Source organism: Streptomyces sp. NPDC020958 (assembly GCF_055562175.1).
Genome location: NZ_JBVHFU010000014.1, coordinates 181,697 through 203,997, shown reverse-complemented (window position 1 = coordinate 203,997; position 22,301 = coordinate 181,697). Strand labels below are relative to the sequence as shown.

The window sequence follows — 22,301 nt, the reverse complement described above, 5'->3', positions numbered from 1 at the left end:
CGGTACTGGCGGGGACTGACAGCCGGGAACGGGGTGCGGATTTCCGGGCGCCGAGAAGACGCAACCGCGGTGGCGGCACCGCGCGTCATGATGGCGGGAGGCGCCATGCGATGGTTCCGGCCGGGTGAGACCGCTGTCCGGCGTGACGTGTTCCGCCGAAAGGTGTGGAGCGCACACGCGCTGCATGTCGTCGAGGACAGCACCGAGGCGCTTGTCGTGGGCTGCCCGCCCGGCGCGCAGGTGCTGGCCCCCACGACCTGGATCGAATGGCTGCTGACCGGGAACGACGAAGCCAGGATCGGGGCTCTGCCGCACCTGGCCGACGGCAGCTGGCGGCTCGGCCGCTGGTCGTGGCGCGACACGGCACATCTGCAATGGGTTCCGCCGGACACATGGTTCAGCATGAACGCGTTCTACGACGTCTCGGACGGTCACCGGCTGACGCACTGGTACGTCAACTTCCAGCGACCGATGCGCCGCACGGACGTCGGCTTCGACACCTTTGACCTCCTCCTCGACCTGGTGGTGGCACCCGACCTGTCCCGCTGGGACTGGAAGGACGAGGACGAGTACGCCCACGGCCGCCGGCTCGGTGTGGTGAGCGAAGCCGATCACCGGGCCGTCGAGCAGGCCCGCGGGCAGGCGATGGCCATGATCGAGGAGCGTGGCGGGCCGTTCATCACTGAGGCGGACTGGCCGACCTGGCGCCCCGATCCCGACCGGCCGGCTCCGTCGCTGCCCGCCGATGTCCTGACCTCGGATCTGGACGGGGCCCAATGATCACTCCGCCCCGGCGTCCGGCACAGCGGCGCACACCCCCGCTCCCGGGGACCTCGATCTCCGATCCGCAGCTGACGAGATCATGGCGCAGTACGGCGTCTGACGTGGGACTTTCCCACCGGGGATGACGAGGCCCCGGGACGAACTCCGGCGGGGGCCCGAGCGCATCCGCCATGGCGGGGATCAGTCGAGTGCGGCGTCGGTGGGCTGCGGGTCGACGCTGTTCAGTGCGGCCAGTGCGGCGTCGTCGAGCCTGATCATTCCGGCGGCGGTGTTCGCCTCCAGGTGGCCGGCGTCCGCAGTGCCGGGGATGAGCAGCAGGTTCGGCGCATGGTGGAGCAGCCAGGCGAGGCCGATCTGCGAGGGGGTACAGCCGACGGCATGGGCGGCGGCGGTGACGGCCGGTTCGTCGGTCACCTTCGGCCCGTCGGGGAAAGCACCGCCGAGCGGGAAGAACGGGACCCAGGCGATCTGCCGGTCGGCGCACAGCCGCAGCATCTCCTCGTCGCCGCGTGACACCAGGCTGTAGGAGTTCTGGACGCAGGCGATCCCAGCGGGGAGGGCTTGGCGCAGTCCGTCGAGGGTGACGCCGCTCAGGCCGATCGCGCCGATCTTGCCCTCGTCCCGCAGCGCGGTCATCACCGCGAGCTGGTCGTCGAGGTCGACCATCTGGTCGCCCTCCGCCCGTATCCCCGGCCCGTCGCCCGGGCGGCGCAGGTTCACCACCGGGATCTGGTCCAGGCCGAGGGATGCGAGGTTGTCCTCGACGCTCGCCCGCAGCTCCTCGGGCCGTTGGGCAAGGCGCAGCGGGATGGTGCCGCCCGGATCGGGGTCGGCGCCGATCTTGCTGACGACCACGACGCCGTCCTCGGGGCGGAACGCCTCACGGATGAGCCCGTTGACGAAGCCGTCGCCGTAGAACTGGGCGGTGTCGACGTGGTCGATGCCGAGTTCGACCGCGCGGCGCAGGAGCGCGATGGCGGCGCCGCGGTCGGTGTGCAGGCGCCTCAACTGCATGGCTCCGTATCCGATGCGGGAGACCGTACGGCCGGCGAGCGTCCCGGCTCCTCCGGAGCGAGGGGCGCCGGTGGCCGTGAGCCGGGCGGAGGATGTGCTGCTCGCGGGCATGGGAGGCTCCAGCCGTTATGAGACGATGAGAGAAGCGGAGGACCCTCCGCTTGCTGCGACCGTACCATGCATACCGGAGGTTCCTCCGCTTTGAGTTCCGTCGACCCGACACCCCCGGGGACCGGCCCCTCGAAGAAGCCGCGCGGCCCGCGCGCCGACGCGCTGCGCAACCGGGACAGGCTCGTCCAGGCCGCCCGGGCCGCGTTCGCGGCCTCGGACGGCGCCCTCCCGCTGGAAGGCATCGCCCGCGAGGCCGGTGTCGGCATCGGCACGCTGTACCGTCACTTCCCGACCCGCGAGGCCCTGGTGGAGGCCGCGTACAGCGCCGAACTCGACGACGTCACGGACAGCGCTCCCGCCCTGCTCGACGAGTTTGCGCCGGACGCGGCGCTCAGGGCCTGGATGGAGCGCTACACCGCATTCGTCGCGATGAAGCGCGGCATGGCCGACACGCTCCGCGCCGGCTGGTCCTCGGGACGGGTCACCACACCGGCCACTCGGGAACGCATCACCGCTGCCCTTGCCACACTCCTCGCCGCCGGAGCCGAAGCCGGATCCCTGCGCACCGACGTCGAGCCGCAGGACGTCGCCGTGATGCTGCTGGGGATCTCCCTCGTCGGCACCCCCGACAACGCCTGCGAGCAGACCGGTCGGTTGATCGACCTCGTCATGGATGCACTGCGGCCGTCCCGGTGACCGTGCACCGGCGGCCGGTCCCCGCGATCAAGCCGGTCACAAGGAGGGTGCTGGTCGACGGGTGTGGATCGTGGCAGCGTCCGGCATACCGGTGCTCGTCAGCCTTGCCTCCGACGCCCCGGGGTCAGCCGTTCCGGGCACGCATCCAGTCGTTCACGCGGTCATCATGTGCCCGGCGTCCCACCGGTCACAAGACAGCCCGCAGACCGGCTCAGGAACTCCTGGGCCGTCGCCACCCGCGCAGCTGGCCGAGGGCAATCAGGAGCAGCCCGGCAAACAGGAGGGCGTTCCCGCCGAAGAAGCGAGTCTCCCAGGAGACGCTCGGCAGGACTCGAAAGTAGAAGAGGCCCTGCGAAACGACCGAGACGCCCATGAGCAGGGCACCAAGACCGTGCGCCGGCAGCGCCCGGGGGCTGGCCATCGAGCGGGTCACGCCACTGCAGGGCGCGGTGCCTGACGTCCCGGCGACTCCGCGGACTTGATCTCCGCAACGAAGGCAGCGAAGGCTCCTGCCGGGAAGGTGAGGGTGGCACGGGCGGGGGCTTTGGAGTCGCGGACGGCTGTGCGGGTGGGGGTGGTGGCTATCTCGACGCAGTTGTTGCCGTCGCCCTCACCGGAGTGGGACGACTTCCGCCAGTTGTCCATCGGGGCCTCACAGCTCTTTCAGCAGCCGGTTGATGAAGTCGCGCGACCGATCCGGTTCGAGCGACACGCCCTCCACCCTATGGAAGCGTGTTCGGTAGGTGTTGAGCTCAGCCTCGGAATCAAGGAAGACCGAGCCATGGGGAGCGTCGCGTGAGACCGTGTCCAACTTCGGCACAGGTCCGCCCACGTACGTCATCGTGCTCGACGCCACGGCGAAGCCGTCCAGGTCGAAAGGGATGACCCGCAAGGTGATGCGATCCGCTTGGGACTGCTCCAGGAGCCGGAGGAGTTGAGCCCGCGCGGCGGCACGGTCGCTGACCCGCATGCGCAGCGCGGCCTCGTGGATCACGATCTCATGCGGGAAACCGACCTTGGACTGGCGTGCCATTCGGTGACTGACGCGCAACTCAAGTTCGTCGGGCGTCAGTTCCGGGAGCCGGGAGGAGAAGACCGCGCGAGCGTACTCCTCCGTCTGAAGCAGGCCCGGCACGTACAGGATCGCCACATCCCTCTGGAAGGCGGCATGGTGGTCCAGCTCCGACAGATCCAGGAACGAATTAGGCAGAAGCCCCCGGTACTCCTCCCACCAACCCTGCGTTCGATCGGTGGCCATCTTGACCAAGGCGTCGATGAACTCCCGGTCCGTACAGGCGTAATGAGACGCCAGTCGGCGTACCCGCTCCTCGCTCACGCCTGTGAGCCCCAGCTCGATGTGACTGATCTGGACCCTGTTCGCCCCGAGTAGGGCCGCCGCCTGCGCACCGGTCATGCCGACCGCCTCACGGAGCCTGCGCAACTCAAGGCCCAGGCGCACCTGACGTGCTGTCGGATCGGGTCGCTGGACCACGAGTTGCTCTCCTTCTTTCAGGGGCGGATCACGCGATCAGCTTGCCACGGGTAACAAGTTACCCATACCGTCGGTGACGCATCGATCACGCAGCGGAAGTGCACCGCCCCGTCCTGCCACGACGGCCGCGGCAACGCCACCCTGCGGAAAGTCCCCCACCACCACCGGAGTTGATGACGCATGCCCGAAGGCTGGGAGTACACGCTCACCATCCCCAACGACCTCCGTGCCGTCACTGTCAGCCGTCACACGCTGAGACTGGTGCTCACGGCGCACGGGCTGACCCCCTCCCTCGACGTCGCCGAACTCCTCGCCACGGAACTGGTGTCCAACGCCGTACGGCACACCAAGGGCCCCGCCGCCCTCCGTATCCGCTGGTCGCCGCCCGGCACCCTCCGGATCGGGGCGTGGGACGCAGACCCCGGACCACCCGAGCCGCCGGTGCCGTTGGAGCGGCTCGGGGAGGTGGAGGAGGGGCGGGGGCTCGCGCTGGTGCGGGCCTGTTCGGACCTGTGGGGCTGGCAGCCGCTGTCGAGGTTCGGCAACCGGGGGAAGTACGTGTGGTGCGAGGTGGCCGCGGCGTAGGCACAGTCGCCGACCGCCGGGCCCACCCGGTGAGAAACCCGGATGCGGGCGGCCTCGCGGCCGCCCTAGGCTGCGCCCCCGGATGAGGCGAGGGGCCGCGGCGGCCGTCGGTGGATCGGAGATGCGCAGGGTATGACCAGTCAGCTGTACGCGATCTACTTCAACGCCACCGAGCCGGCGGCCCTGGCGCGGTTCTGGTCCGGGGTCCTGGGCTGGGAACCGGCCGGGGGACCGGGCGACGGCGTCACGCTCCTTCCGCCCGACGGCGCCGGGTTCCGCATCCGGTTCCTGCCGAGCCCGGTGCCGAAGACCGGTCAGAACCGGGCGCACTTCGACCTGACCAGCGCCTCCCCACAGGAGCAGCGGCGGACGGTGGCCAGGGCGCTGGAGCTCGGCGGGAGCCACATCGACGTGGGACAGCTCCCGGAGCAGGGGCATGTGGTGCTCGCCGATCCGGACGGCAACGAGTTCTGCGTCATCGAGGCGGGCAACAAGTTCCTCGCAGGCACCGGTTCCGTCGGAGCGCTGGCCTGCGACGGCACGCAGGAGGTCGGCTACTTCTGGAGCGAGGCGCTGCGCTGGCCGCTGGTGTGGGACCAGGACCAGGAGACCGCGATCCAGTCGCCCGCCGGCGGTACGAAGATCACGTGGGGTGGACCGCCGGTGGCCCGGAAGACGGGTCCGAACAGGCTGTACGTCGAGTTGGAGATTCCCGCCGGCGCCGACCGGGAGGCGGAGGTCGGCCGCCTGGTCTTTCTGGGGGCGACGCGCACGGACGGCGGCGCGGGCGACGGCGACCGCGACGGCGTCCTGATGCTCGACCCCGACGGCAACGAGTTCCGCGTGCGGGGAACTCGTGCGCAGGTGAGCCGAGCGTAAGACCACGGTCGTTCCGGTGGCGGGAAATCGCCGATACGGTGATGGTGGGCGGCGTGGGACTTCTTCGCGCGCAGGGAGAGCTTCAGATGCCAGAGATCACCACTCCGTACCCGACCGGCACGCCGTGCTGGGTCGATCTGATGGCGCAGGACCAGCAGGCGGCGCTGGACTTCTACCGGGACCTGTTCGGCTGGCAGGGCGAGGTCGGCGGGGCCGACTTCGGCGGGTACGCGGTCTGCACGCTGCACGGCAGGCCGGTGGCCGGCATCGGCGCGGCCATGGCCCCGGAGGGGCAGCCGGAGCCGCCGACCGTGTGGACCACCTATCTGGCCAGCACCGACGCCCAGGCGACCCAGGACGCCATCGTCTCGGCGGGCGGCACGCTGATCGCCCCGGTGATGGACGTCGGCGGCATCGGCCGGATGCTGATCGCCGCCGATCCGCAGGGCGCGGTGTTCGGGGTGTGGCAGCCCGGCGAGTTCCACGGCGCCGGGGTGGTCAACGAGGCGGGCGCGCTGATCTGGAACGAGCTGAACACCAGTGACGTACCCGGAGCCACCGGCTTCTACGGCGAGTGCTTCGGCATCGAGATCCAGCCGATGGAGGGGGCCGAGGGGAACTACTGGGCGCTGAACGTCGGCGGCCGGGGCGTGGGCGGCGCCACCCGGCTCGGTGACGACCGGCCCGGCACCCCGCCGCACTGGCTCACGTACTTCGCGGTGGACGACGTCGACTCCACCGTGGACGCCCTGGTCAAGCGGAACGGCACGGTCCTCGCACCGCCCTTCGACATGATGGCCGGCCGGATGGCCGTGGTCGCCGACCCGCAGGGCGCGGTCTTCGCGGTCCTCAAGCCGAAGCCGATGGCCTGACACGCCGATGGCCTGACACGCCAATGGCCTGACACGCGGAGCAGCCCCGCGCCGAAAGCAACAGGCCTGGCCCCCCTTCCGCTTTCGCCTCCGCCGGGGATACCCCTGAGATGACCGGCGGTACGGATGCGGAAGGGGACCGGGTCATGGCGGGAAGCGAACAGGCCGCGCACGGCTGGCAGGTGGACGCGCGCTGCACCAACTGCGATGTCGCGCGGCAACTGGCCCCCGGGCTGATCGCCGAGGTGGGCGGCCGTTCGGCGGTGGTGCGCCAGCCGCGCGACGCCGCGGAGGCCGGGCTGTTGCACGCGGCCGCGCACGCCTGCCCCACCCGGTCCGTGCGTCCCCCGGGCGGCCGGCTGGACGCGGCACGGGACCCGTTCCCGCTGGCCCTGGACGACACGGTGGCGCTGTGCGGGCACAACTCCCCGCACACCGCCGGCGCCAACTCCTACCTCCTGCGCCGCCCCGGCGGCACGTCGATGATGGTGGACACGCCCCGCTGGAGCCCGGCCCTCGCCGCCCGCTACGAGGCGTCCGGCCCGGTCACCGACGTCCTGCTCACCCACCGCGACCACGCCGCGCACGGCCGCCGGTACGCCGACCGGTTCGGCGCCCGGCTCTGGATCCACGAGGGCGACCTCGACGCCGCCCCGGACGCCGACCGGGTGCTGCACGGCACCGCACCGACCGGGATCGCGGACGGCGTCCTCGCCCTCCCCTTCCCCGGTCACACGCGCGGCAGCGTGCTCTACCTCGCCGACGACCGGTACTGCTTCAGCGGCGACAGCTTCTACTGGTCGCGTACGACGGCGGACATCGAGGTCGCCGAGAGCGTCACCTGGTACTCGATCCGCGAACTGGCCGCCTCCCTGACCCGGACCGCGGACCGGCTGCGCTTCGAGTGGCTGCTCCCGGGCCACGGCGACCGCCGCCGCCTGCCCGCCGACGACATGGCCGCCCGCCTGCGACGACTGGCGGCCCGCACGCACGCCCTGCGCCCCCGCCCGGTGGACTTCACCGCGGTGCGCTGGTGACGCCCGCCTCCCGCCGACCCCGACACTCGGTGTCCCTGAACCCGGCGGTCTCTCTCCGCCGTGCCCGGCCTCGGCTTCCGCCGTCCCCGGCTCCGGCTTCCGCCGACCCCGGCGGCCTGCTCCCGCCACCCCCGGCACCCGGCTTCCGCTGACCCCAGGGGCCCGTTCCCCCACCCCCGGCACCCAGCTTCCTCTGCCCCCCCAGCGGCCGGCGCCCCTGAGCGCAGCCGCGCGATCAGTCACGATTCGATTTCGGCCACCCCCGCCCTCTTGCCCCACCCTCGTGTAATCGATTCCAATCCTCCGTACACGCAACCGTGTAATCGATTCCACGCACGGTGCACGAGTTCCACGAGGAGGTGGAGCGGCGATGGCGAGCATCAAGGACGTCGCTGCCGCGGCCGGGGTTTCCGTCGCCACGGTGTCGCGCGTCCTGAACGACCATCCGTCGGTCAGCGACGACGCCCGCACCCGGGTGCTGGCCGCCGTCGCAGCGCTGGGCTACCGCCCGAACGCCGTCGCCCGTTCCCTGCGCACCGACCAGACCCGCACCCTCGGCCTGGTCATCAGCGACGTGCTCAACCCGTACTTCACCGAGCTGGCCCGCTCCGTGGAGGAGGCGGCCCGCGCCCTCGGCTACAGCGTCATCATCGGCAACGCCGACGAGCGGCCCGAGCTCCAGGACCACCACGTACGGACCCTGCTCGACCGCCGGATCGACGGGCTGCTCGTCTCCCCCACCGACGGCGCCTCGCCGCTGATGCTGGAGGCGGCGCGCGGCGGCACGCCGATGGTGTTCGTCGACCGGTGGATCCCGGGCGTCGACGTGCCGGTGGTCCGCTCGGACGGCCGGGCCGCCGTCCGGGACCTGGTGGCCCACCTGAACGGGCTGGGGCACCGGCGGCTCGCGATCATCGCCGGGCCGGCCGCCACCACCACCGGCAGCGAGCGGGTGCGGGCCTTCCGGGAGGCCCTCGCCGAGTACGGCGTCCCGCTCCCCGAGGCCTACATAGGCCAGGGCGACTTCCAGGCCGAGAGCGGCCGGCGGGTCACCGAGGGCTTCCTCGACCTGCCCGAACCGCCCGAGGTGATCTTCGCCGCCGACAACCTGATGGCGCTCGGCGCGCTGGACGCCGTCCGGGCGCGCGGCCTGCGGGTGCCGGACGACGTGGCGCTGGCCGCGTTCGACGACATCCCGTGGTTCGTGCACACCGACCCGCCCGTCACGGCGATCGCCCAGCCCACCGGCGAACTGGGGCGCGCCGCCGTACGGGCGCTGGTCGACCGTATCGAGGGCCGGCCTCCGCAGTCCGTGACCCTCCCCGCCCGGCTCGTCGTGCGCCGCTCGTGCGGCGAGAGCCCGGTCCAGAACGTTCAGAACAGGAGCCAGTCGTGAGCAACCAGGACGAGTTGCTGCGCATCGAGGGCATAAGGAAGTCCTTCCCGGGCGTGATGGCGCTCGACGGGGTCGACTTCGACCTGCGCCGGGGCGAGGTGCACGTACTCCTCGGCGAGAACGGCGCGGGCAAGAGCACCCTCATCAAGATGCTCTCCGGCGCCTACACGCCCGACGCGGGGCGGATCCTGGCCGACGGCCAGGAGGTGCGCATCCACGGCGCACAGGACTCCGAACGCCTCGGGATCGCGACGATCTACCAGGAGTTCAACCTCGTACCGGACCTCACGGTCGCCGAGAACATCTTCCTGGGCCGGCAGCCGCGCCGCTTCGGGGTGATCGACCGCAAGCGGATGGAGGCCGACGCCGAGGTCCTGCTGCGCCGGGTCGGGGTCGACGTGTCACCGCGGGCACGGGTCCGGGAGCTCGGGATCGCCCGGCTCCAGATGGTGGAGATCGCCAAGGCGCTCAGCCTGGACGCGCGGGTGCTCATCATGGACGAGCCGACCGCCGTGCTCACCACCGAGGAGGTGGAGAAGCTCTTCACGATCGTGCGCCGGCTGCGCGCGGACGGCGTCGGGATCGTCTTCATCACGCACCACCTGGAGGAGATCGCCGCCCTGGGGGACCGGGTGACGGTGATCCGGGACGGGAAGAGCGTGGGCCAGGTCCCCGCCACCACCCCCGAGGACGAGCTGGTCCGGCTGATGGTCGGGCGCTCCATCGAGCAGCAGTACCCGCGCGAGCGGGCCGAGACCGGTGCCGCGCTGCTCACCGTCGAGGGCCTGACCAGGGACGGCGTCTTCCACGACGTGAGCTTCGAGGTGCACGCCGGCGAGGTCGTCGGGGTCGCGGGCCTGGTGGGCGCGGGCCGTACGGAGGTCGTACGGGCCGTGTTCGGCGCCGACCCCTATGACGAGGGGACCGTGAAGGTCTCCGGTACGGCGCTGCGGCGGCACGACGTGAACGCGGCCATGTCCGCCGGGATCGGGCTCGTCCCCGAGGACCGCAAGGGGCAGGGGCTGGTCCTGGACGCCTCCGTCGAGGAGAACCTCGGCCTGGTGACCTTGCGCAGGGCGACCCGTGCCGGGATCGTCGATCTCAGGGCGCAGCACGCCGCCGCCGAGCGGATCGCCGGGCAGCTGGGCGTCCGGATGGCGGGCCTCGGCCAGCACGTGCGCACGTTGTCCGGCGGCAACCAGCAGAAGGTCGTCATCGGCAAGTGGCTGCTCGCCGACACCAAGGTGCTGATCCTCGACGAGCCGACCCGCGGCATCGACGTCGGCGCCAAGGTCGAGATCTACCAACTGATCAATGAGCTGACGGCCGCCGGGGCCGCCGTACTGATGATCTCCAGCGATCTGCCCGAGGTGCTCGGTATGAGCGACCGGGTGCTGGTGATGGCCCAGGGCCGGCTCGCGGGCGAACTGACCGCGGACGAGGCCACCCAGGACGCCGTGATGGCGCTCGCCGTCAGCAACCCCACCACGACCGACAAGGAGGCCGCTCGTGGCCACTGACACGCTCAAGGGCAGCACTACGGGCGCCGGTGGCGTACGCCGGCTGCTCCTCGACAACGGCGCGCTCACCGCGCTGATCGTCCTCGTCATCGCCATGTCGGCGCTGTCCGGGGACTTCCTGACCACCGACAACCTGCTGAACGTCGGTGTCCAGGCGGCCGTGACGGCCGTCCTCGCCTTCGGCGTGACCTTCGTGATCGTCTCGGCGGGCATCGACCTGTCGGTGGGCTCGGTCGCGGCCCTGTCGGCGACCGTGCTGGCCTGGAGCGCCACCCAGAACGGGGTGCCGGTCGTCATCGCGGTGGCCCTCGCGGTCCTGACCGGTGTCGCGGCCGGACTCGTCAACGGGTTCCTCATCGCGTACGGCAGGCTGCCCTCGTTCATCGCGACGCTCGCGATGCTGTCGGTGGCGCGCGGTCTGTCGCTGGTGATCTCCGGGGGCTCCCCGATCGCCTTCCCCGACTCGGTCTCGCACCTCGGTGACACGCTCGGCGGCTGGCTGCCGGTGCCGGTCCTCGTCATGATCGTCATGGGGCTGATCGCGGCCTTCGTGCTCGGCCGGACCTACATCGGCCGTTCCATGTACGCGATCGGCGGCAACGAGGAGGCCGCCCGGCTGTCCGGGCTGCGGGTGTCGCGGCAGAAGCTCGCCATCTACGCGCTGTCCGGGCTGTTCGCGGCCGTCGCGGGCATCGTGCTGGCCGCCCGGCTGTCCTCCGCGCAGCCGCAGGCCGCCAACGGCTACGAACTCGACGCGATCGCCGCGGTCGTCATCGGCGGCGCCTCGCTGGCCGGCGGCACGGGCAAGGCGTCCGGGACGCTGATCGGCGCGCTGATCCTGGCGGTGCTGCGCAACGGCCTCAACCTGCTCAACGTGTCGGCGTTCTGGCAGCAGGTCGTCATCGGTGTGGTGATCGCGCTCGCGGTGCTCCTCGACACCCTGCGCCGCAAGGCCGGGGCCACCCCGGCGGCGCCCCGGATCGGCGGGAGCAAGGGGAAGCAGGCCGGGACGTACGCGCTGGCGGTGGTCATCACCGTGGCGCTGGCCGCCGCCACCTCCCTCCTGCACACCGGCTCCGGGTCCGGCACGCCGCGGGTCGGGCTGTCGCTGTCCACCCTGAACAACCCGTTCTTCGTGCAGATCCGGTCCGGCGCCGAGGCCGAGGCGAAGAAGCTGGGCGTGGACCTGACCGTCACGGACGCCCAGAACGACGCCTCGCAGCAGGCCAACCAGCTGCAGAACTTCACCAGTTCCGGACTCGGCGCGATCATCGTCAACCCGGTGGACTCGGACGCGGCGAGCAACTCCGTGAAGGCCGCCGACAAGGCGGACATCCCCGTCATCGCCGTCGACCGGGGCGTCAACAACGCCAAGACCGACACGCTGATCGCCTCCGACAACGTCAGGGGCGGCGAGCTGGCGGCCAAGACGATCGCCGAGAAGCTCGGCGGGCAGGGCAAGATCGTGATCCTGCAGGGCCAGCCCGGCACCTCCGCCGCCCGGGAGCGGGCGCAGGGCTTCGCCAACGGGCTCAAGGCCTACCCCGGTATCCAGGTGGTGGCCCAGCAGCCGGCCGACTTCGACCGCACCAAGGGCCTCGACGTGATGTCGAACCTGCTCCAGGCCCACCCGGACGTCCAGGGTGTCGTCGCCGCCAACGACGAGATGGCGCTGGGCGCGATCAAGGCGCTCGGGTCCAAGGCCGGTACGTCGGTCTCGGTGGTCGGCTTCGACGGCACCCCGGACGGCCTGGCCGCGGTCAAGAACGGCACGCTGTACGCCTCGGTCGCGCAGCAGCCCTCGCAGCTCGGGAAGATCGCCGTGGACAACGCCCTCAAGGCCATCAAGGACGAGAAGGTCGACCCGATGATCAAGGTGCCGGTGAAGGTGATCACCAAGGCCAACGTGGCCGGTTTCACGGGCTGAGGCACAGCCGAACCGCTGAGGCACCGCCGAGGCGGCCGGGCCGTTCACTTCGGTGTGCGGCCCGGCCGCCTCGTCGCTCATTCGCTTAGGGAGTCATGTGATGTACGCGTACGACCTCCTGGTCGTGGGGTCGGCCAACGCCGACCTGGTCGTCGAGGTCGAGCGGCGGCCGGCCGCCGGGGAGACGGTGCTGGGCGGCGACCTCGCCACGCACCCCGGCGGCAAGGGCGCCAACCAGGCGGTCGCCGCCGCCCGGCTCGGGGCCCGTACCGCCCTGCTGGCCCGGGTCGGCGACGACGCGCACGGCGGGCTGCTGCTCGACTCGCAGCGGTCGGCCGGGGTGGACACGGCGGGCGTGCTGGTCGGCGGGGCCCCCACGGGCGTCGCCCTGATCACCGTGGACCCCTCCGGTGACAACAGCATCGTGGTGTCCCCCGGCGCGAACGGACGTCTCACCCCGGCGGACGTACGGGCCGCGACCGGTCTCCTGGGCGCCTCCCGGGTGGTCTCCGCACAGCTGGAGATCCCGCTGGAGACGGTGGTGGAGGTGGTGCGGAACCTGGCGCCGGGCAGCCGCTTCGTGCTCAACCCGTCACCCCCCGCGCCGCTGCCCCCGGAGGTGCTCGCGGCCTGCGACCCGCTGATCGTCAACGAGCACGAGGCGAAGGTGATCCTCGGCGGGGCGGACGGGGACGTGAGCGGGGAACCGGCCGACTGGGCCCGGCTGCTGCTCGCGAAGGGACCGAGGTCGGTGGTGGTGACGCTGGGCGCGGACGGCGCGCTGGTGGCCGACGGCCGGGGAGTGACGGCGGTGCCCTCCGTGCGGGTGGCCGCGGTGGACACCACGGGCGCCGGGGACGCGTTCACGGCGGCCCTCGCGGTACGGCTCGGCGCCGGCGCCTCGCTGCCGGAGGCGGCGGCGTACGCGGCCCGGGTCGGGGCGGCGGCGGTGACGAGGCGGGGCGCGCAGGATTCGTACCCGACGGCCGAGGAGGTCGAGGCGCTGTGAGGAAGGCCGGAATCCTCAACCGTCATCTGTCCGGTGCGCTGGCCGAGTTGGGGCACGGGCACGGGGTGCTGGTCTGCGACGCCGGGATGCCGATCCCGCACGGGCCGCGCGTCGTCGACCTCGCGTTCCGGGCCGGGGTGCCGTCCTTCGCCGAGGTGCTGGAGGGGCTGCTGGACGAGCTGGTCGTGGAGGGCGCGACGGCGGCGACCGAGATCCGCGAGGCGAATCCGGCCGCCGCCGCCCTCCTGGACGCCCGCTTCCCCGACCTGGCCCTGGTCCCGCACGAACGGCTGAAGGCCCTGTCGGCGGACGCGTACCTGGTCGTCCGCACGGGCGAGGCCCGGCCGTACGCGAACGTGCTGCTGCGGTGCGGGGTGTTCTTCTAGAGGGGGGCGTTCAGAGGGGGCGTTCCACGCGGGGATCCTCAGTAGCCGATCGCTTCCCGGAGCGGCAGCACGGTGCCGCGTCCCGGCCGGGGGTCCGCGTGGAGGACGAGCAGGCGGTTGACGGCGCTGGGCATCCCGTAGACCGCCTGGGCGCGGACGTTCTCCGGCGGGAGCGCCCCGAGAAGCTCCGCCCGTGGCGGATCTGCTGACACGACCTGGCCACCCTGAGGAAGATGGAACGATGACGGCGGACGTGCGCGAGATCGCCCTGAGCAAGCAGGACCTTCGTGAGGTCACCGCGTTCGCCGCGGCGTGTGCGGAGGACGTGCTCAGGATTTACGAGGCCGATCAGCCGGACGACTCGCGGCCCCGGGACGCCGTCCGTGCCGCGTGGGAGTTCGCCCGGGGCGGCGAACGCGGGAAGTCGCTGCGCGACACGGCGTGGGCGGCCCTCAAGGCGGCCAAGGACGCGGACAGCGCGGCGGCGCGCGAGGCGGCGTGGGCGGCGATGTCCGCGGCGGGCGCCGCCTACCTGCATCCCTTGGCCAAGGCCACCCAGGTCAAGCACGTTCTCGGAGCCGCCGCCCATGCGGCCAGAGCGGTCGAACTCGTCGCCGACGACGATGGGAGCATCGGCGCCGGGCACCTTGGGCAGGCGGTGCTGCGCGCGACGCCCCTCGTGGTCGACGTGCTGGAACGCTTCCCGGCGGCGCCGAGCGGCGGCGGACGGGTGGGTGAGCTGATCCGGATGCTGGACGCCGAGCTTCGTTCGCTCACCTTCGCTGCCGACTCCCAGCGTTCGGGCGGCTGATCACACGGCGGCATCCGACCCGGGCGCGACCATGCGAACGATGACCCGGCCGCTGTTGCCCGTGGGGGTTTCCACAGCGTGGTACAGCTTCCTGATGTGCTTCTGCGCGAGGAACGCCAGCACCCGCTGCCTCAGCTGCCCCGATCCTTTGCCCGGAATGAACTCGACGACGTCCTCGCCCGTGTGCGCCGCCCTGAAGAGGGTCTGTCGCAACGTCAGTTCAATGTCACGATTGTTCTTGAAGATCGGATGCAGATCCACGGTGATCACTCTCGTCCGCCTCCAGCACTCGGGATGATCACGGCCACGATCCATGTTCCTCGGTTCACAGGCCGATCGTCGCACGGTTGATCGGGCCGGAGGTCGCGCTGTCCGGCATACTCGCGGCAGCGGACCGCAGGTTCAGCCGCTACGCAGGTCATGGCCCAGCGCACGGTTCGAGCGCTGCCGCACACTTCCGGAGAACAGTCGTCATGAACAACCTCCAGCCTTCGGACCCGACGTCCGTAGGCGGCTATCCCTTACTCGGTCGGCTCGGCGCGGGCGGCATGGGACAGGTGTTCCTGTCCCGTACGGCTTCCGGTCGGCTGCTCGCGCTGAAGACGATCCGCGACGACCTCAGCGCCGAACCGGGATTCGAGGAGCGGTTCGCCCGCGAGATACGCAACAGCGACCGTGTGCGTTCCCCGTGGACCGTGACCGTCGTGGACTACAGTGCCCCGGGGCAACGCCCGCAGTGGCTGGCCACCGAATACGTGCCCGCGCCCTCGCTCGGCGACTGGGTCGCGACCCACGGACCGCTGCCGCAGCCCGCTGTGCTCTCGCTCGGCGCCGAACTGTGCGGTGCCGTGCAGGCCGTGCACCAAGCCGGCCTCGCGCACCGGGACATCAAGCCCGGGAACATCCTGCTGGCCCGCGACCGTCCCCGGTTGATCGACTTCGGTGTCGCACGGGCCACCGACGACAGCAGGCACACCCGGGTCGGTGTCTCCGTGGGCTCGCCCGGATTCCTGGCCCCGGACCAGGCCGTCGGCGGGGTCGCCGCCGCACCCGCGGACGTCTTCTCACTGGCCGCCCTGCTGGTGTACGCCGCAACCGGGCGCAGCCCCTTCTCGCGCGTGGGGGAAGAGATCTCCGCGGCCGCGCTGCTGTACCGCGTGGTCCACGGGGAACCCGACCTCACGGGCGTCGACCCCGCACTGGTGCCGCTGCTCACCACCTGTCTGGCGAAGGACCCCGCCGAGCGCCCGACCGCCGACCGGCTGGGCGAACGGCTGGCCGAGCTCGGCGGCCGGATCGGACGTTGGCCCCAGGAAGGTCCTGCGGCGCTCGCCGCGAGTGTGACCGAGGCCGAGTACGCCGCACGCACCGTGGTCGACCTCGCCCATCACTCCGACACGCTCCCCGCCGGTCAGCAATCGCCTCCGAGCGCAGCAGCCGGACACACGTCTGTTCTCGCCGCCCAGGACGGCCCCGGCAGACGCCGACCGCCCGCCTGGCTGCCGGCCACGGTGGTCGCCGCGATCGCGGTCGTGGTGGCCGTGGTGGCCGTCGTCCACTTCGGTACGCAGCGTTCCGCGGCCGAGTCGTCCCCGTCCAAGCAGGGGCGATCGTCCCACTCCGCCGCCTCCAAGGCATCCGGCGGCACGGCGTCCGCCGCGGCCCCGCAGTCGCAGGCGGCGAGCGTGGCACTCAAGACCGTGCAGGCCACGTTCGAACTGGCCACCGGTGCGTCGGTGGGGACCGGGGCCAGGACCCTGGTCATGCAGGAGGACGGCAACCTGGTGATCTACGACCAGGACGGCAAGGCCCGCTGGGCCGCGATGACCAACGGCGAGGGCAACTCCGCCCGCTTCCAGCCGGACGGCAACCTGGTTGTCTACAACAGCGAGGGGCAGGCCCTCTGGGCGTCACGGACCGATGGCCACCAAGGAGCGGTCCTCGTGTTCCAGGCCGACGGGAACGTTCTGATCAAGTCCGGCGACACCGTGTTGTGGGCGGCGGGAACGGAGAACTGACCCGCGTCCATGCCTGTGCCGGTGCCCGGCCCGGCGCCCGTCCGCCTATGCGCCCGGTGGGCGGAAGTCGACCTGTCTGCGGGTGGCCTCGTCGATCTCGTCGAGGGTGAGGAGGGGGGTGGCCCGGGTGTGGAGGGCGCCGCTGGCCTTGACGGTGAGGGCGGCGGCGGCCATGGAGACCGGGTCGGGGAAGTCGAGGATGCACACGAGGTCGTCCTCCCCGAAGGAGAAGTACATGGTCTCGACCGTGCCGCCGAGGCCTGCGACCACCCGCTCCACGGCGGCGCGGCGGCCCGCTCCGCCTTCCTTGAGCAAGCCCTTCGCGCCCTCGGACGTGTAGGTGGCCTGGATGAGGAACTTCGGCATAGCGGGTGCTCCCTGCCCGTGACGTGTCGGCTCCGGGTGTCCTTCCCGCCGGCGCGTCGGCCGCCTGTCGACGGACGGCCGGATTCACCCGTAAGACCCCGAAAGCCGGTCCGGACCTGTAGAGATCATGACAGATCCGGGTAGTGATGCCGACATGCCTTTACGTCGGTTACACCGGTCACGTCGATCACATTCGGGAACGAAACGCCTCGCCGCGCTGGCCGCCGCGGCGGCGCTGATCCTGGTGGGCTGCGACAGCGGCGGCGCCTCGCACTCCGATGACGGGCGGCAGCAGCTGACCGTGGCGGCCCTGCCGCTCACCGACTCCGCCGCCCTCTACCTGGCCCGGGACCGCGGCCTGTTCGCCAAGGAAGGCCTGGACGTGCGCATCCAGCCCGTGCAGCAGAGCATCCAGGCGCTGCCCGCGCTGCTCAAGGGCCAGGTGGACGTCATCGCGAGCGCGAACTACGTCACCTACCTCCAGGCGTACGAGAAGGGCACTCTGGACCTGCGCATCCTCGCCGAAGGCGTACGGATCGCACCGCACATGATGGACGTCCTCGTGCCCAGGGACTCCGCCCTGAAGTCGCCCGCGGACCTCGCCGGCAAGAAGGTGGGCGTCGCCGTCCTCAACAACATCCAGTCCCTGACCCTGAACGCGATCCTCGACGCCCGGCACGCCGGGCGCCCCGTCTACCGGCAGATCCTGTTCCCCCAGATGGGGGCCGCCCTGCAACGGGACCAGGTGGACGCCGTACACGCGGTCGAGCCCTTCGACACCGCCGTCCAGGGCGAGTTGGGCGCGCGGGTGCTGCTCGACGGCGGATCGGGACCGGCGAAGGGCCTGCCCGCCAGCGGGTACGTCACGACCGCCGGCTTCGTGAAGAAGAACCCGAAGGCGGCCGCCGGATTCCGGCGCGCCGTCGAGGCGGCGTCCGAACTGGCCGCACGGAACCCCTCCGTGGTGCGCGCCGAACTGCCCAGGTACACCAAGGTGACCGCGGACCAGGCCAGGTCGATCCACCTGCCCACCTATCCGCCGACCGCCGACCCGACCGTCCTGCGGCGGCTCGTCCGGCTCATGCGCGACCAAGGACTGCTGACGAAGGACATCGACCCGGCTCCCCTGCTGGTGACATGACCCGGCGCCAGGAACCGCTGCTCGGCCTGCTCGGCGCGGCGGCGGCCTTCGGGATCTGCGAGGCGGTGTCCCGGGCCGGGCTCGTCCGGCGCAGCTATCTGCCACCCGCGTCCGAAGTCCTGTTCCGCGCCGTCCGGTTGGCGGGTGACCGGGCCTTTGTCGACGGGATCGGGGTCACGCTGCGGGCCTGGGCGCTCGGCCTCGGGCTCGCCTGCGCGCTCGCCGTACCGCTGGGGCTGCTGCTGGGCACGGTGCCGGTGGTGGAGGCCGCCACCCGCGCCGTGCTCGAGTTCCTGCGGCCCCTGCCGTCCGTCGCACTGATCCCGCTGGTGTCGCTGCTGCTCGGGTCGGGCACCCGGACGGAGGTGACGCTGATCGCGTACGCCTCGGTGTGGCCGGTGCTGTTCAACACCGTCCACGGCCTCGGCGAGACCGATCCGCTGGCCAGGGACACCCTGCGCGCCTTCGGGTTCGGACGGCTCGCGGTGCTGCTGCGGGTGGAGCTGCCCGCCACCGCCCCGTTCATCGCAGCCGGGGTACGGATCTCGGCCGCGGTCGCCCTGATCATCGCCGTCGCGACGGAGATCCTCTCCGGCTTCGGGCAGGGCCTCGGCATCTTCATCGCCCAGGCCCAGACCGCCACCGACGGCACCCGGGACGTGCTGGCCGGGGTGGTGTGGGCGGGCGTCCTCGGGCTGGCGATCAACGGCGTACTGGTCGGCGCCGAGCGCCGGTTGTTCGCCTGGGCACAGGACCCCCGGCCGGAGGGGGCGCGGAGGGCACGGCGCACACCGCCACAGCCGTGGCCGCAGCCGGGACGTGGCCGCCCATGACCCAGCCAGAGCCGACACCGAGGGTGGGCCCGGAGCCCGAGCCGCAGGCAGAGCCGACACCGAGGGTGGGCCCGGAGCCCGAGCCGCAGGCACAGCCAAGGCCGCAGGCACGACTTCGGCCACTGTCACGTCCGCACCGGTACTCTGACAAGCCGCCAGGCTCCGCGACCGGCCCGCCCCGGCCCGGCACCACCTCCGCCCCCGTCCACCTCACCCTCCCCCTCCCCTTCCTGCTCCGCTGGTCCGTGTTCCTCGGGGTCGCCCTCTGCTGGGAGTGGGCGGCGCGGGCGCAGCGCAGCGTGTACTTCCCGCCGCCGCTGCGGATCGTCCGGCACGCCCGTGAGCTGTGGTTCTCCGGTCCGGCCCGCCACCTGTTCCTCAGCTCGGACGCCGTCGGCACCCTCCTGCCGAGCCTCGGCCGGATGGCGGCCGGGTTCGCGCTCGCCGCGGTAGCCGGGATCGCCCTCGGGATCGCGGTGGGGCGCTCACGCCGGGCGTACGCGCTGTGCAACCCGGTGCTCCAGTTCGCGCGGGCCGTGCCGCCGCCCGCGCTGGTGCCGGTGTTCGTCGTCGTCTTCGACGTCGGTACGCCCATGCAGGTCGCGTCGATCGTGTTCGGCGCCGTGTGGCCGGTGCTGGTCAACTCGGCCGAGGGCGCCCGCGCCACCGACCCGCTGCGGCTCCAGGTGGCTGCCGTGCTGCGGCTGACGGCGGCCGAGCGGCTGTGGTTCCTGATCCTGCCCTCGGCACTGCCCCGGATCTTCGCAGGGCTCCGGCTCAGCCTGTCGCTGAGCCTGATCCTGATGGTGTTCTCGGAGCTGCTGCCGGGCAGTGACGACGGCATCGGGTTCACGCTCACCGACGCCATGACACGCTCCGACCTGCTCACGGTGTGGTCGGCGCTGCTGCTGCTCGGTGCCCTCGGGTACCTCCTCAACATCGGACTGCTGGCGGTCGGGAAACGACTCGTCGGCCCGGGACCCCCGGCAGGGAGGACGGTATGACGACACCCACGGTGCGCGAGGCGGTCGTACGGTTCCTGCGCGACACCGGCACGACCACGGTCTTCGGCAATCCGGGCTCCACGGAACTGCGGATGCTCCGCGACTGGCCCGCCGACTTCACCTACGTGCTGGGGCTGCAGGAGTCCGTCGCCGTCGGCATGGCGGCCGGGTACGCACTCGGCACCCGGCGGGCCGCGCTCGTCAGCCTGCACTCGGCCGGCGGGGTGGGGCACGCGCTCGGCGCCGTCTTCAACGCCTACCGCGACCGGGTACCGCTGGTGATCGTGGCGGGTCAGCAGGCGCGCTCGCTGATCCAGTTGCGGCCGTTCCTCGGCGCCGACGAACCGGCCCTGTTCCCGCGCCCGTACGTGAAGTCGGCGCGCCAGCCCGAGCGCGCCGAGGACGTGCCGACCGTGCTCGCCGAGGCGTACCGGGTCGCGATGGCGCCGCCGCGCGGCCCGGTGTTCGTGTCCGTGCCCGAGGACGACTGGGACCGGCCCGCGGAGCACGTCGTCCCCCGCGCGGTGCACTCCGGGTTCACGGCCGCCCCGGCCGCCCTCGACGCGCTCGCCGCCCGGTTGGAGGGCTGCGCGCGCCCGGCGCTCGTGGTGGGCCCCGGCGTGGACGACGAGGACGCGCTGGACCGGGTGCGGGCGCTGGCCGAACGACTCCGGGCCGCGGTGTGGATCAGCCCGCTCTCCGGCCGTTCCGGCTTCCCTGAGTCGCATCCCCTCTTCCAGGGCTTCCTGCCGCCGCTCGCCCGCGCGCTGTCCGCACGGCTCGCACCGTACGACGTGGTGGTGGCCCTCGGCGCGCCGGTGTTCACCTATCACGTGGCGGACGGCGGGCCGCCGCTCGCGCCCGGCACCGAGCTGTTCCACCTGGACTGCGACCCCGGGCAGGCCGCCTGGCTGCCCACCGGCACCAGCATCGTGACCACCCTGCGGCCCGCGCTGACCCGGCTCACCGAGCTGCTGAAGGAGACCGACCGCGATCCTCCGCCGCCCCGTCCGGTACCGCCCCCGGCCCCCGCCGACGGGGACATCACCCCGGAGCTGCTCTTCGACCTGCTGCGCGCCCGGCTGCCCCGTGACCGGGTGCTCGTGGAAGAGGCACCGAGCCACCGTGACGCGCTGCACGCGCGCGTGCCCGTCGCATCCGGCGGCGGCTTCCTCACCACGGGCAGCGGGGCCCTCGGCTGGGGTCTGCCCCTCGCGGTGGGCCGGGCGCTCGCCGACCGGCGCCGGGTGGTGTGCGTGGTCGGGGACGGTTCGGCGATGTACTCGGTGCAGGCGCTGTGGAGCGCCGCCCGCCACACGGCCCCCGTCACCTACGTGTTGCTGGACAACGGCGGTTACGCGGCCGTCCGCGCGCTGGGCCGCCGGATCGGCCTCCCGGCCGTGCCGGGCACGGACATCACGGGCATCGACTTCCCGGCCCTGGCCGAGTCCCTCGGCTGCCCGGCGGCGCGCGCCGAACAGGCGGCGGACCTGCCGGCCGCCCTGGACCAGGCCCTGGGCCTCGGCGACGACGCCGGCCCCTTCCTGCTGCACGTCGAGGTGACCGGCAGCGCGGGCACCCTGTACGAGCCCTGGGCCGGGTGAGGGGATGCTGCGCCTCGACTCCGTCGGCCGGCACTTCGGCGACCAGCACGTCCTGAACGGCATCAGCCTCACCGTGCCCCAGGGGCAACTGCTCAGCGTGGTCGGGCCGTCCGGCTGCGGGAAGTCCACGCTGCTGCGCACCATCGCCGGGCTGCTGCCCGTGCAGGAGGGCACGGTCACGGTCGACGGGACACCGGTGACCGGTGTGCCGGAGCGGCTCGCGGTCGTCTTCCAGGAGTACGGCCGCTCGCTGCTGCCCTGGCTCACCGTCCGCGACAACGTGGCCCTGCCGCTGCGCCGCCGGGGCCTGCCCCGTGCCGCCCGCCGGGCCGAGGCCGAGACCATCCTCGAACGGGTCGGCCTGCACGGGGTCGCCCGGCGCCGTCCGCGCGAACTGTCCGGCGGCATGCAGCAGCGCGTCGCCATCGCCCGCGCCCTGGTCCCCCGGCCCTCGCTGCTGCTCATGGACGAGCCGTTCGGCTCACTGGACGCGGGCACCCGCGAGGACCTGGAGGACCTGCTCCTGGAGGTCCACCGGGCCGACGACACGACCATCGTGTTCGTCACCCACGACATCGACGAGAGCGTGTACGTGGGTGACCGCGTCGTCGTCCTCTCCCCCGGCCCCGGCTCCCAGGTCGTACGGGACCTGCCGGTCACCCTGCCACGTGAGCGGGACCAGATCACCACCCGCGCCTCGGCCGCCTTCGTGGCACTGCGCACGGAGGTGGGACGGGCGGTGCGGGGCACGCCCTGAGAGGGATGCGGCCGGGACATGCTTCGAGGGGGGCCGGTCCGTCGACCGGCCCCCCTCGGC

At 72.2% G+C, this 22,301-nt stretch carries 24 protein-coding genes; 18 read left to right on the top strand and 6 right to left on the bottom strand.

Annotated features, from left to right (window positions below; genetic code table 11):
- The first annotated feature begins 105 nt into the window (after positions 1 to 105).
- Positions 106 to 780, top strand: coding sequence for a ribonuclease FAU-1 family protein (locus ACZ3KP_RS32360; RefSeq protein WP_467503788.1), 675 nt, complete (start codon positions 106 to 108; stop codon positions 778 to 780).
- 183 nt (positions 781 to 963) lie between these two features.
- Here ACZ3KP_RS32360 and ACZ3KP_RS32355 read toward each other — a convergent pair whose 3' ends face one another.
- A complete protein-coding gene (locus ACZ3KP_RS32355; protein WP_467503787.1) occupies positions 964 to 1,908 on the bottom strand; it encodes an aldo/keto reductase in 945 nt (314 codons plus the stop codon).
- 66 nt (positions 1,909 to 1,974) lie between these two features.
- Here ACZ3KP_RS32355 and ACZ3KP_RS32350 point away from each other — a divergent pair, with 66 nt between their 5' ends.
- Complete coding sequence (locus ACZ3KP_RS32350) at positions 1,975 to 2,604, top strand: TetR/AcrR family transcriptional regulator (protein ID WP_467503786.1); 630 nt, start codon at positions 1,975 to 1,977, stop codon at positions 2,602 to 2,604.
- A 429-nt stretch (positions 2,605 to 3,033) separates the two neighbouring features.
- Here the strand turns inward: ACZ3KP_RS32350 and ACZ3KP_RS32345 are convergent, their stop codons facing one another.
- On the bottom strand, positions 3,034 to 3,249 hold the full coding sequence (locus ACZ3KP_RS32345; RefSeq protein ID WP_467503784.1) for a DUF397 domain-containing protein: 216 nt from the start codon (positions 3,247 to 3,249) through the stop codon (positions 3,034 to 3,036).
- Between the two features lie 7 nt (positions 3,250 to 3,256).
- On the bottom strand, positions 3,257 to 4,096 hold the full coding sequence (locus tag ACZ3KP_RS32340; RefSeq protein ID WP_467503782.1) for a DUF5753 domain-containing protein: 840 nt from the start codon (positions 4,094 to 4,096) through the stop codon (positions 3,257 to 3,259).
- A gap of 180 nt (positions 4,097 to 4,276) precedes the next feature.
- On the opposite strand from ACZ3KP_RS32340, the gene ACZ3KP_RS32335 reads away from it, so the two are divergent.
- The 9 genes from ACZ3KP_RS32335 to rbsD all read left to right on the top strand — a co-directional run bounded on the left by ACZ3KP_RS32335 (position 4,277) and on the right by rbsD (position 13,707).
- Positions 4,277 to 4,681: an ATP-binding protein gene (locus tag ACZ3KP_RS32335; protein WP_358972410.1), complete on the top strand. Its 405-nt coding sequence runs from the start codon at positions 4,277 to 4,279 to the stop codon at positions 4,679 to 4,681.
- Positions 4,682 to 4,813: 132 nt separating this feature from the next.
- A complete protein-coding gene (locus ACZ3KP_RS32330; protein ID WP_467503780.1) occupies positions 4,814 to 5,560 on the top strand; it encodes a VOC family protein in 747 nt (248 codons plus the stop codon).
- Between the two features lie 86 nt (positions 5,561 to 5,646).
- Positions 5,647 to 6,432, top strand: a complete 786-nt coding sequence (locus ACZ3KP_RS32325) for a VOC family protein (RefSeq protein WP_467503778.1) — start codon at positions 5,647 to 5,649, stop codon at positions 6,430 to 6,432.
- Positions 6,433 to 6,578: 146 nt separating this feature from the next.
- Positions 6,579 to 7,469, top strand: a complete 891-nt coding sequence (locus ACZ3KP_RS32320; protein ID WP_467503776.1) for an MBL fold metallo-hydrolase — start codon at positions 6,579 to 6,581, stop codon at positions 7,467 to 7,469.
- 370 nt (positions 7,470 to 7,839) lie between these two features.
- Positions 7,840 to 8,865, top strand: a complete 1,026-nt coding sequence (locus tag ACZ3KP_RS32315) for a LacI family DNA-binding transcriptional regulator (RefSeq protein WP_467503775.1) — start codon at positions 7,840 to 7,842, stop codon at positions 8,863 to 8,865.
- On the top strand, positions 8,862 to 10,385 hold the full coding sequence (locus ACZ3KP_RS32310) for a sugar ABC transporter ATP-binding protein (RefSeq protein ID WP_467503773.1): 1,524 nt from the start codon (positions 8,862 to 8,864) through the stop codon (positions 10,383 to 10,385). The genes ACZ3KP_RS32315 and ACZ3KP_RS32310 overlap by 4 nt, the downstream gene beginning before the upstream one ends.
- A complete protein-coding gene (locus tag ACZ3KP_RS32305) occupies positions 10,375 to 12,312 on the top strand; it encodes an ABC transporter permease/substrate-binding protein (RefSeq protein ID WP_467503771.1) in 1,938 nt (645 codons plus the stop codon). The genes ACZ3KP_RS32310 and ACZ3KP_RS32305 overlap by 11 nt, the downstream gene beginning before the upstream one ends.
- Positions 12,313 to 12,412: 100 nt before the next feature.
- On the top strand, positions 12,413 to 13,321 hold the full coding sequence (locus ACZ3KP_RS32300; protein WP_360563571.1) for a ribokinase: 909 nt from the start codon (positions 12,413 to 12,415) through the stop codon (positions 13,319 to 13,321).
- A complete protein-coding gene (rbsD, locus tag ACZ3KP_RS32295) occupies positions 13,318 to 13,707 on the top strand; it encodes a D-ribose pyranase (protein ID WP_467503769.1) in 390 nt (129 codons plus the stop codon). Before ACZ3KP_RS32300 ends, rbsD begins: the two co-directional genes overlap by 4 nt.
- A 38-nt stretch (positions 13,708 to 13,745) precedes the next feature.
- Here rbsD and ACZ3KP_RS32290 read toward each other — a convergent pair whose 3' ends face one another.
- Positions 13,746 to 13,919, bottom strand: coding sequence for a hypothetical protein (locus ACZ3KP_RS32290; RefSeq protein ID WP_467503767.1), 174 nt, complete (start codon positions 13,917 to 13,919; stop codon positions 13,746 to 13,748).
- 29 nt (positions 13,920 to 13,948) lie between these two features.
- On the opposite strand from ACZ3KP_RS32290, the gene ACZ3KP_RS32285 reads away from it, so the two are divergent.
- Positions 13,949 to 14,518, top strand: a complete 570-nt coding sequence (locus ACZ3KP_RS32285; RefSeq protein WP_467503765.1) for a putative immunity protein — start codon at positions 13,949 to 13,951, stop codon at positions 14,516 to 14,518.
- On the opposite strand, the gene ACZ3KP_RS32280 is transcribed toward ACZ3KP_RS32285, so the two are convergent.
- The gene (locus ACZ3KP_RS32280) at positions 14,519 to 14,788 is read right to left on the bottom strand and encodes a Smr/MutS family protein (protein ID WP_467503764.1); all 270 of its coding nucleotides are present in this window, start codon (positions 14,786 to 14,788) and stop codon (positions 14,519 to 14,521) included. It abuts the gene before it with no gap.
- A 203-nt stretch (positions 14,789 to 14,991) separates the two neighbouring features.
- Between ACZ3KP_RS32280 and ACZ3KP_RS32275 the strand changes: the two genes are divergently transcribed.
- Entirely contained in the window at positions 14,992 to 16,536 is a 1,545-nt protein-coding gene (locus tag ACZ3KP_RS32275) for a protein kinase domain-containing protein (protein WP_467503763.1), read from the top strand.
- Between the two features lie 45 nt (positions 16,537 to 16,581).
- Here ACZ3KP_RS32275 and ACZ3KP_RS32270 read toward each other — a convergent pair whose 3' ends face one another.
- Complete coding sequence (locus ACZ3KP_RS32270) at positions 16,582 to 16,902, bottom strand: GYD domain-containing protein (RefSeq protein WP_467503761.1); 321 nt, start codon at positions 16,900 to 16,902, stop codon at positions 16,582 to 16,584.
- Between the two features lie 244 nt (positions 16,903 to 17,146).
- On the opposite strand from ACZ3KP_RS32270, the gene ACZ3KP_RS32265 reads away from it, so the two are divergent.
- From ACZ3KP_RS32265 to ACZ3KP_RS32245, 5 genes are all read left to right on the top strand, one after another.
- Positions 17,147 to 18,043, top strand: coding sequence for an ABC transporter substrate-binding protein (locus ACZ3KP_RS32265; protein WP_467503760.1), 897 nt, complete (start codon positions 17,147 to 17,149; stop codon positions 18,041 to 18,043).
- The gene (locus ACZ3KP_RS32260; protein ID WP_467503758.1) at positions 18,040 to 18,876 is read left to right on the top strand and encodes an ABC transporter permease; all 837 of its coding nucleotides are present in this window, start codon (positions 18,040 to 18,042) and stop codon (positions 18,874 to 18,876) included. The genes ACZ3KP_RS32265 and ACZ3KP_RS32260 overlap by 4 nt, the downstream gene beginning before the upstream one ends.
- Before the next feature lie 245 nt (positions 18,877 to 19,121).
- Positions 19,122 to 19,880 (top strand): ABC transporter permease, encoded by a 759-nt coding sequence (locus tag ACZ3KP_RS32255; RefSeq protein WP_467503756.1) that lies wholly within the window; start codon positions 19,122 to 19,124, stop codon positions 19,878 to 19,880.
- Positions 19,877 to 21,484, top strand: coding sequence for a benzoylformate decarboxylase (gene mdlC, locus ACZ3KP_RS32250; protein ID WP_467503754.1), 1,608 nt, complete (start codon positions 19,877 to 19,879; stop codon positions 21,482 to 21,484). Before ACZ3KP_RS32255 ends, mdlC begins: the two co-directional genes overlap by 4 nt.
- A 4-nt stretch (positions 21,485 to 21,488) precedes the next feature.
- Entirely contained in the window at positions 21,489 to 22,241 is a 753-nt protein-coding gene (locus ACZ3KP_RS32245) for an ABC transporter ATP-binding protein (RefSeq protein WP_467503753.1), read from the top strand.
- Positions 22,242 to 22,301 lie beyond the last annotated feature (60 nt).

Excerpts from the sequence above, each read along its gene's own strand:
- ACZ3KP_RS32300 (WP_360563571.1), top strand. The coding sequence starts at position 12,413 with ATGTACGCGTACGACCTCCTGGTCGTGGGGTCGGCCAACGCCGACCTG.
- ACZ3KP_RS32320 (WP_467503776.1), top strand. The coding sequence starts at position 6,579 with ATGGCGGGAAGCGAACAGGCCGCGCACGGCTGGCAGGTGGACGCGCGC.
- ACZ3KP_RS32315 (WP_467503775.1), top strand. The coding sequence starts at position 7,840 with ATGGCGAGCATCAAGGACGTCGCTGCCGCGGCCGGGGTTTCCGTCGCC.
- ACZ3KP_RS32350 (WP_467503786.1), top strand. The coding sequence starts at position 1,975 with ATGCATACCGGAGGTTCCTCCGCTTTGAGTTCCGTCGACCCGACACCC.
- ACZ3KP_RS32275 (WP_467503763.1), top strand. The coding sequence starts at position 14,992 with ATGAACAACCTCCAGCCTTCGGACCCGACGTCCGTAGGCGGCTATCCC.
- ACZ3KP_RS32330 (WP_467503780.1), top strand. The coding sequence starts at position 4,814 with ATGACCAGTCAGCTGTACGCGATCTACTTCAACGCCACCGAGCCGGCG.
- ACZ3KP_RS32345 (WP_467503784.1), bottom strand. The coding sequence starts at position 3,249 with ATGGACAACTGGCGGAAGTCGTCCCACTCCGGTGAGGGCGACGGCAAC.
- ACZ3KP_RS32355 (WP_467503787.1), bottom strand. The coding sequence starts at position 1,908 with ATGCCCGCGAGCAGCACATCCTCCGCCCGGCTCACGGCCACCGGCGCC.
- ACZ3KP_RS32245 (WP_467503753.1), top strand. The coding sequence starts at position 21,489 with ATGCTGCGCCTCGACTCCGTCGGCCGGCACTTCGGCGACCAGCACGTC.
- ACZ3KP_RS32325 (WP_467503778.1), top strand. The coding sequence starts at position 5,647 with ATGCCAGAGATCACCACTCCGTACCCGACCGGCACGCCGTGCTGGGTC.
- ACZ3KP_RS32270 (WP_467503761.1), bottom strand. The coding sequence starts at position 16,902 with ATGCCGAAGTTCCTCATCCAGGCCACCTACACGTCCGAGGGCGCGAAG.
- ACZ3KP_RS32285 (WP_467503765.1), top strand. The coding sequence starts at position 13,949 with ATGACGGCGGACGTGCGCGAGATCGCCCTGAGCAAGCAGGACCTTCGT.
- ACZ3KP_RS32260 (WP_467503758.1), top strand. The coding sequence starts at position 18,040 with ATGACCCGGCGCCAGGAACCGCTGCTCGGCCTGCTCGGCGCGGCGGCG.
- ACZ3KP_RS32335 (WP_358972410.1), top strand. The coding sequence starts at position 4,277 with ATGCCCGAAGGCTGGGAGTACACGCTCACCATCCCCAACGACCTCCGT.
- ACZ3KP_RS32360 (WP_467503788.1), top strand. The coding sequence starts at position 106 with ATGCGATGGTTCCGGCCGGGTGAGACCGCTGTCCGGCGTGACGTGTTC.
- mdlC (WP_467503754.1), top strand. The coding sequence starts at position 19,877 with ATGACGACACCCACGGTGCGCGAGGCGGTCGTACGGTTCCTGCGCGAC.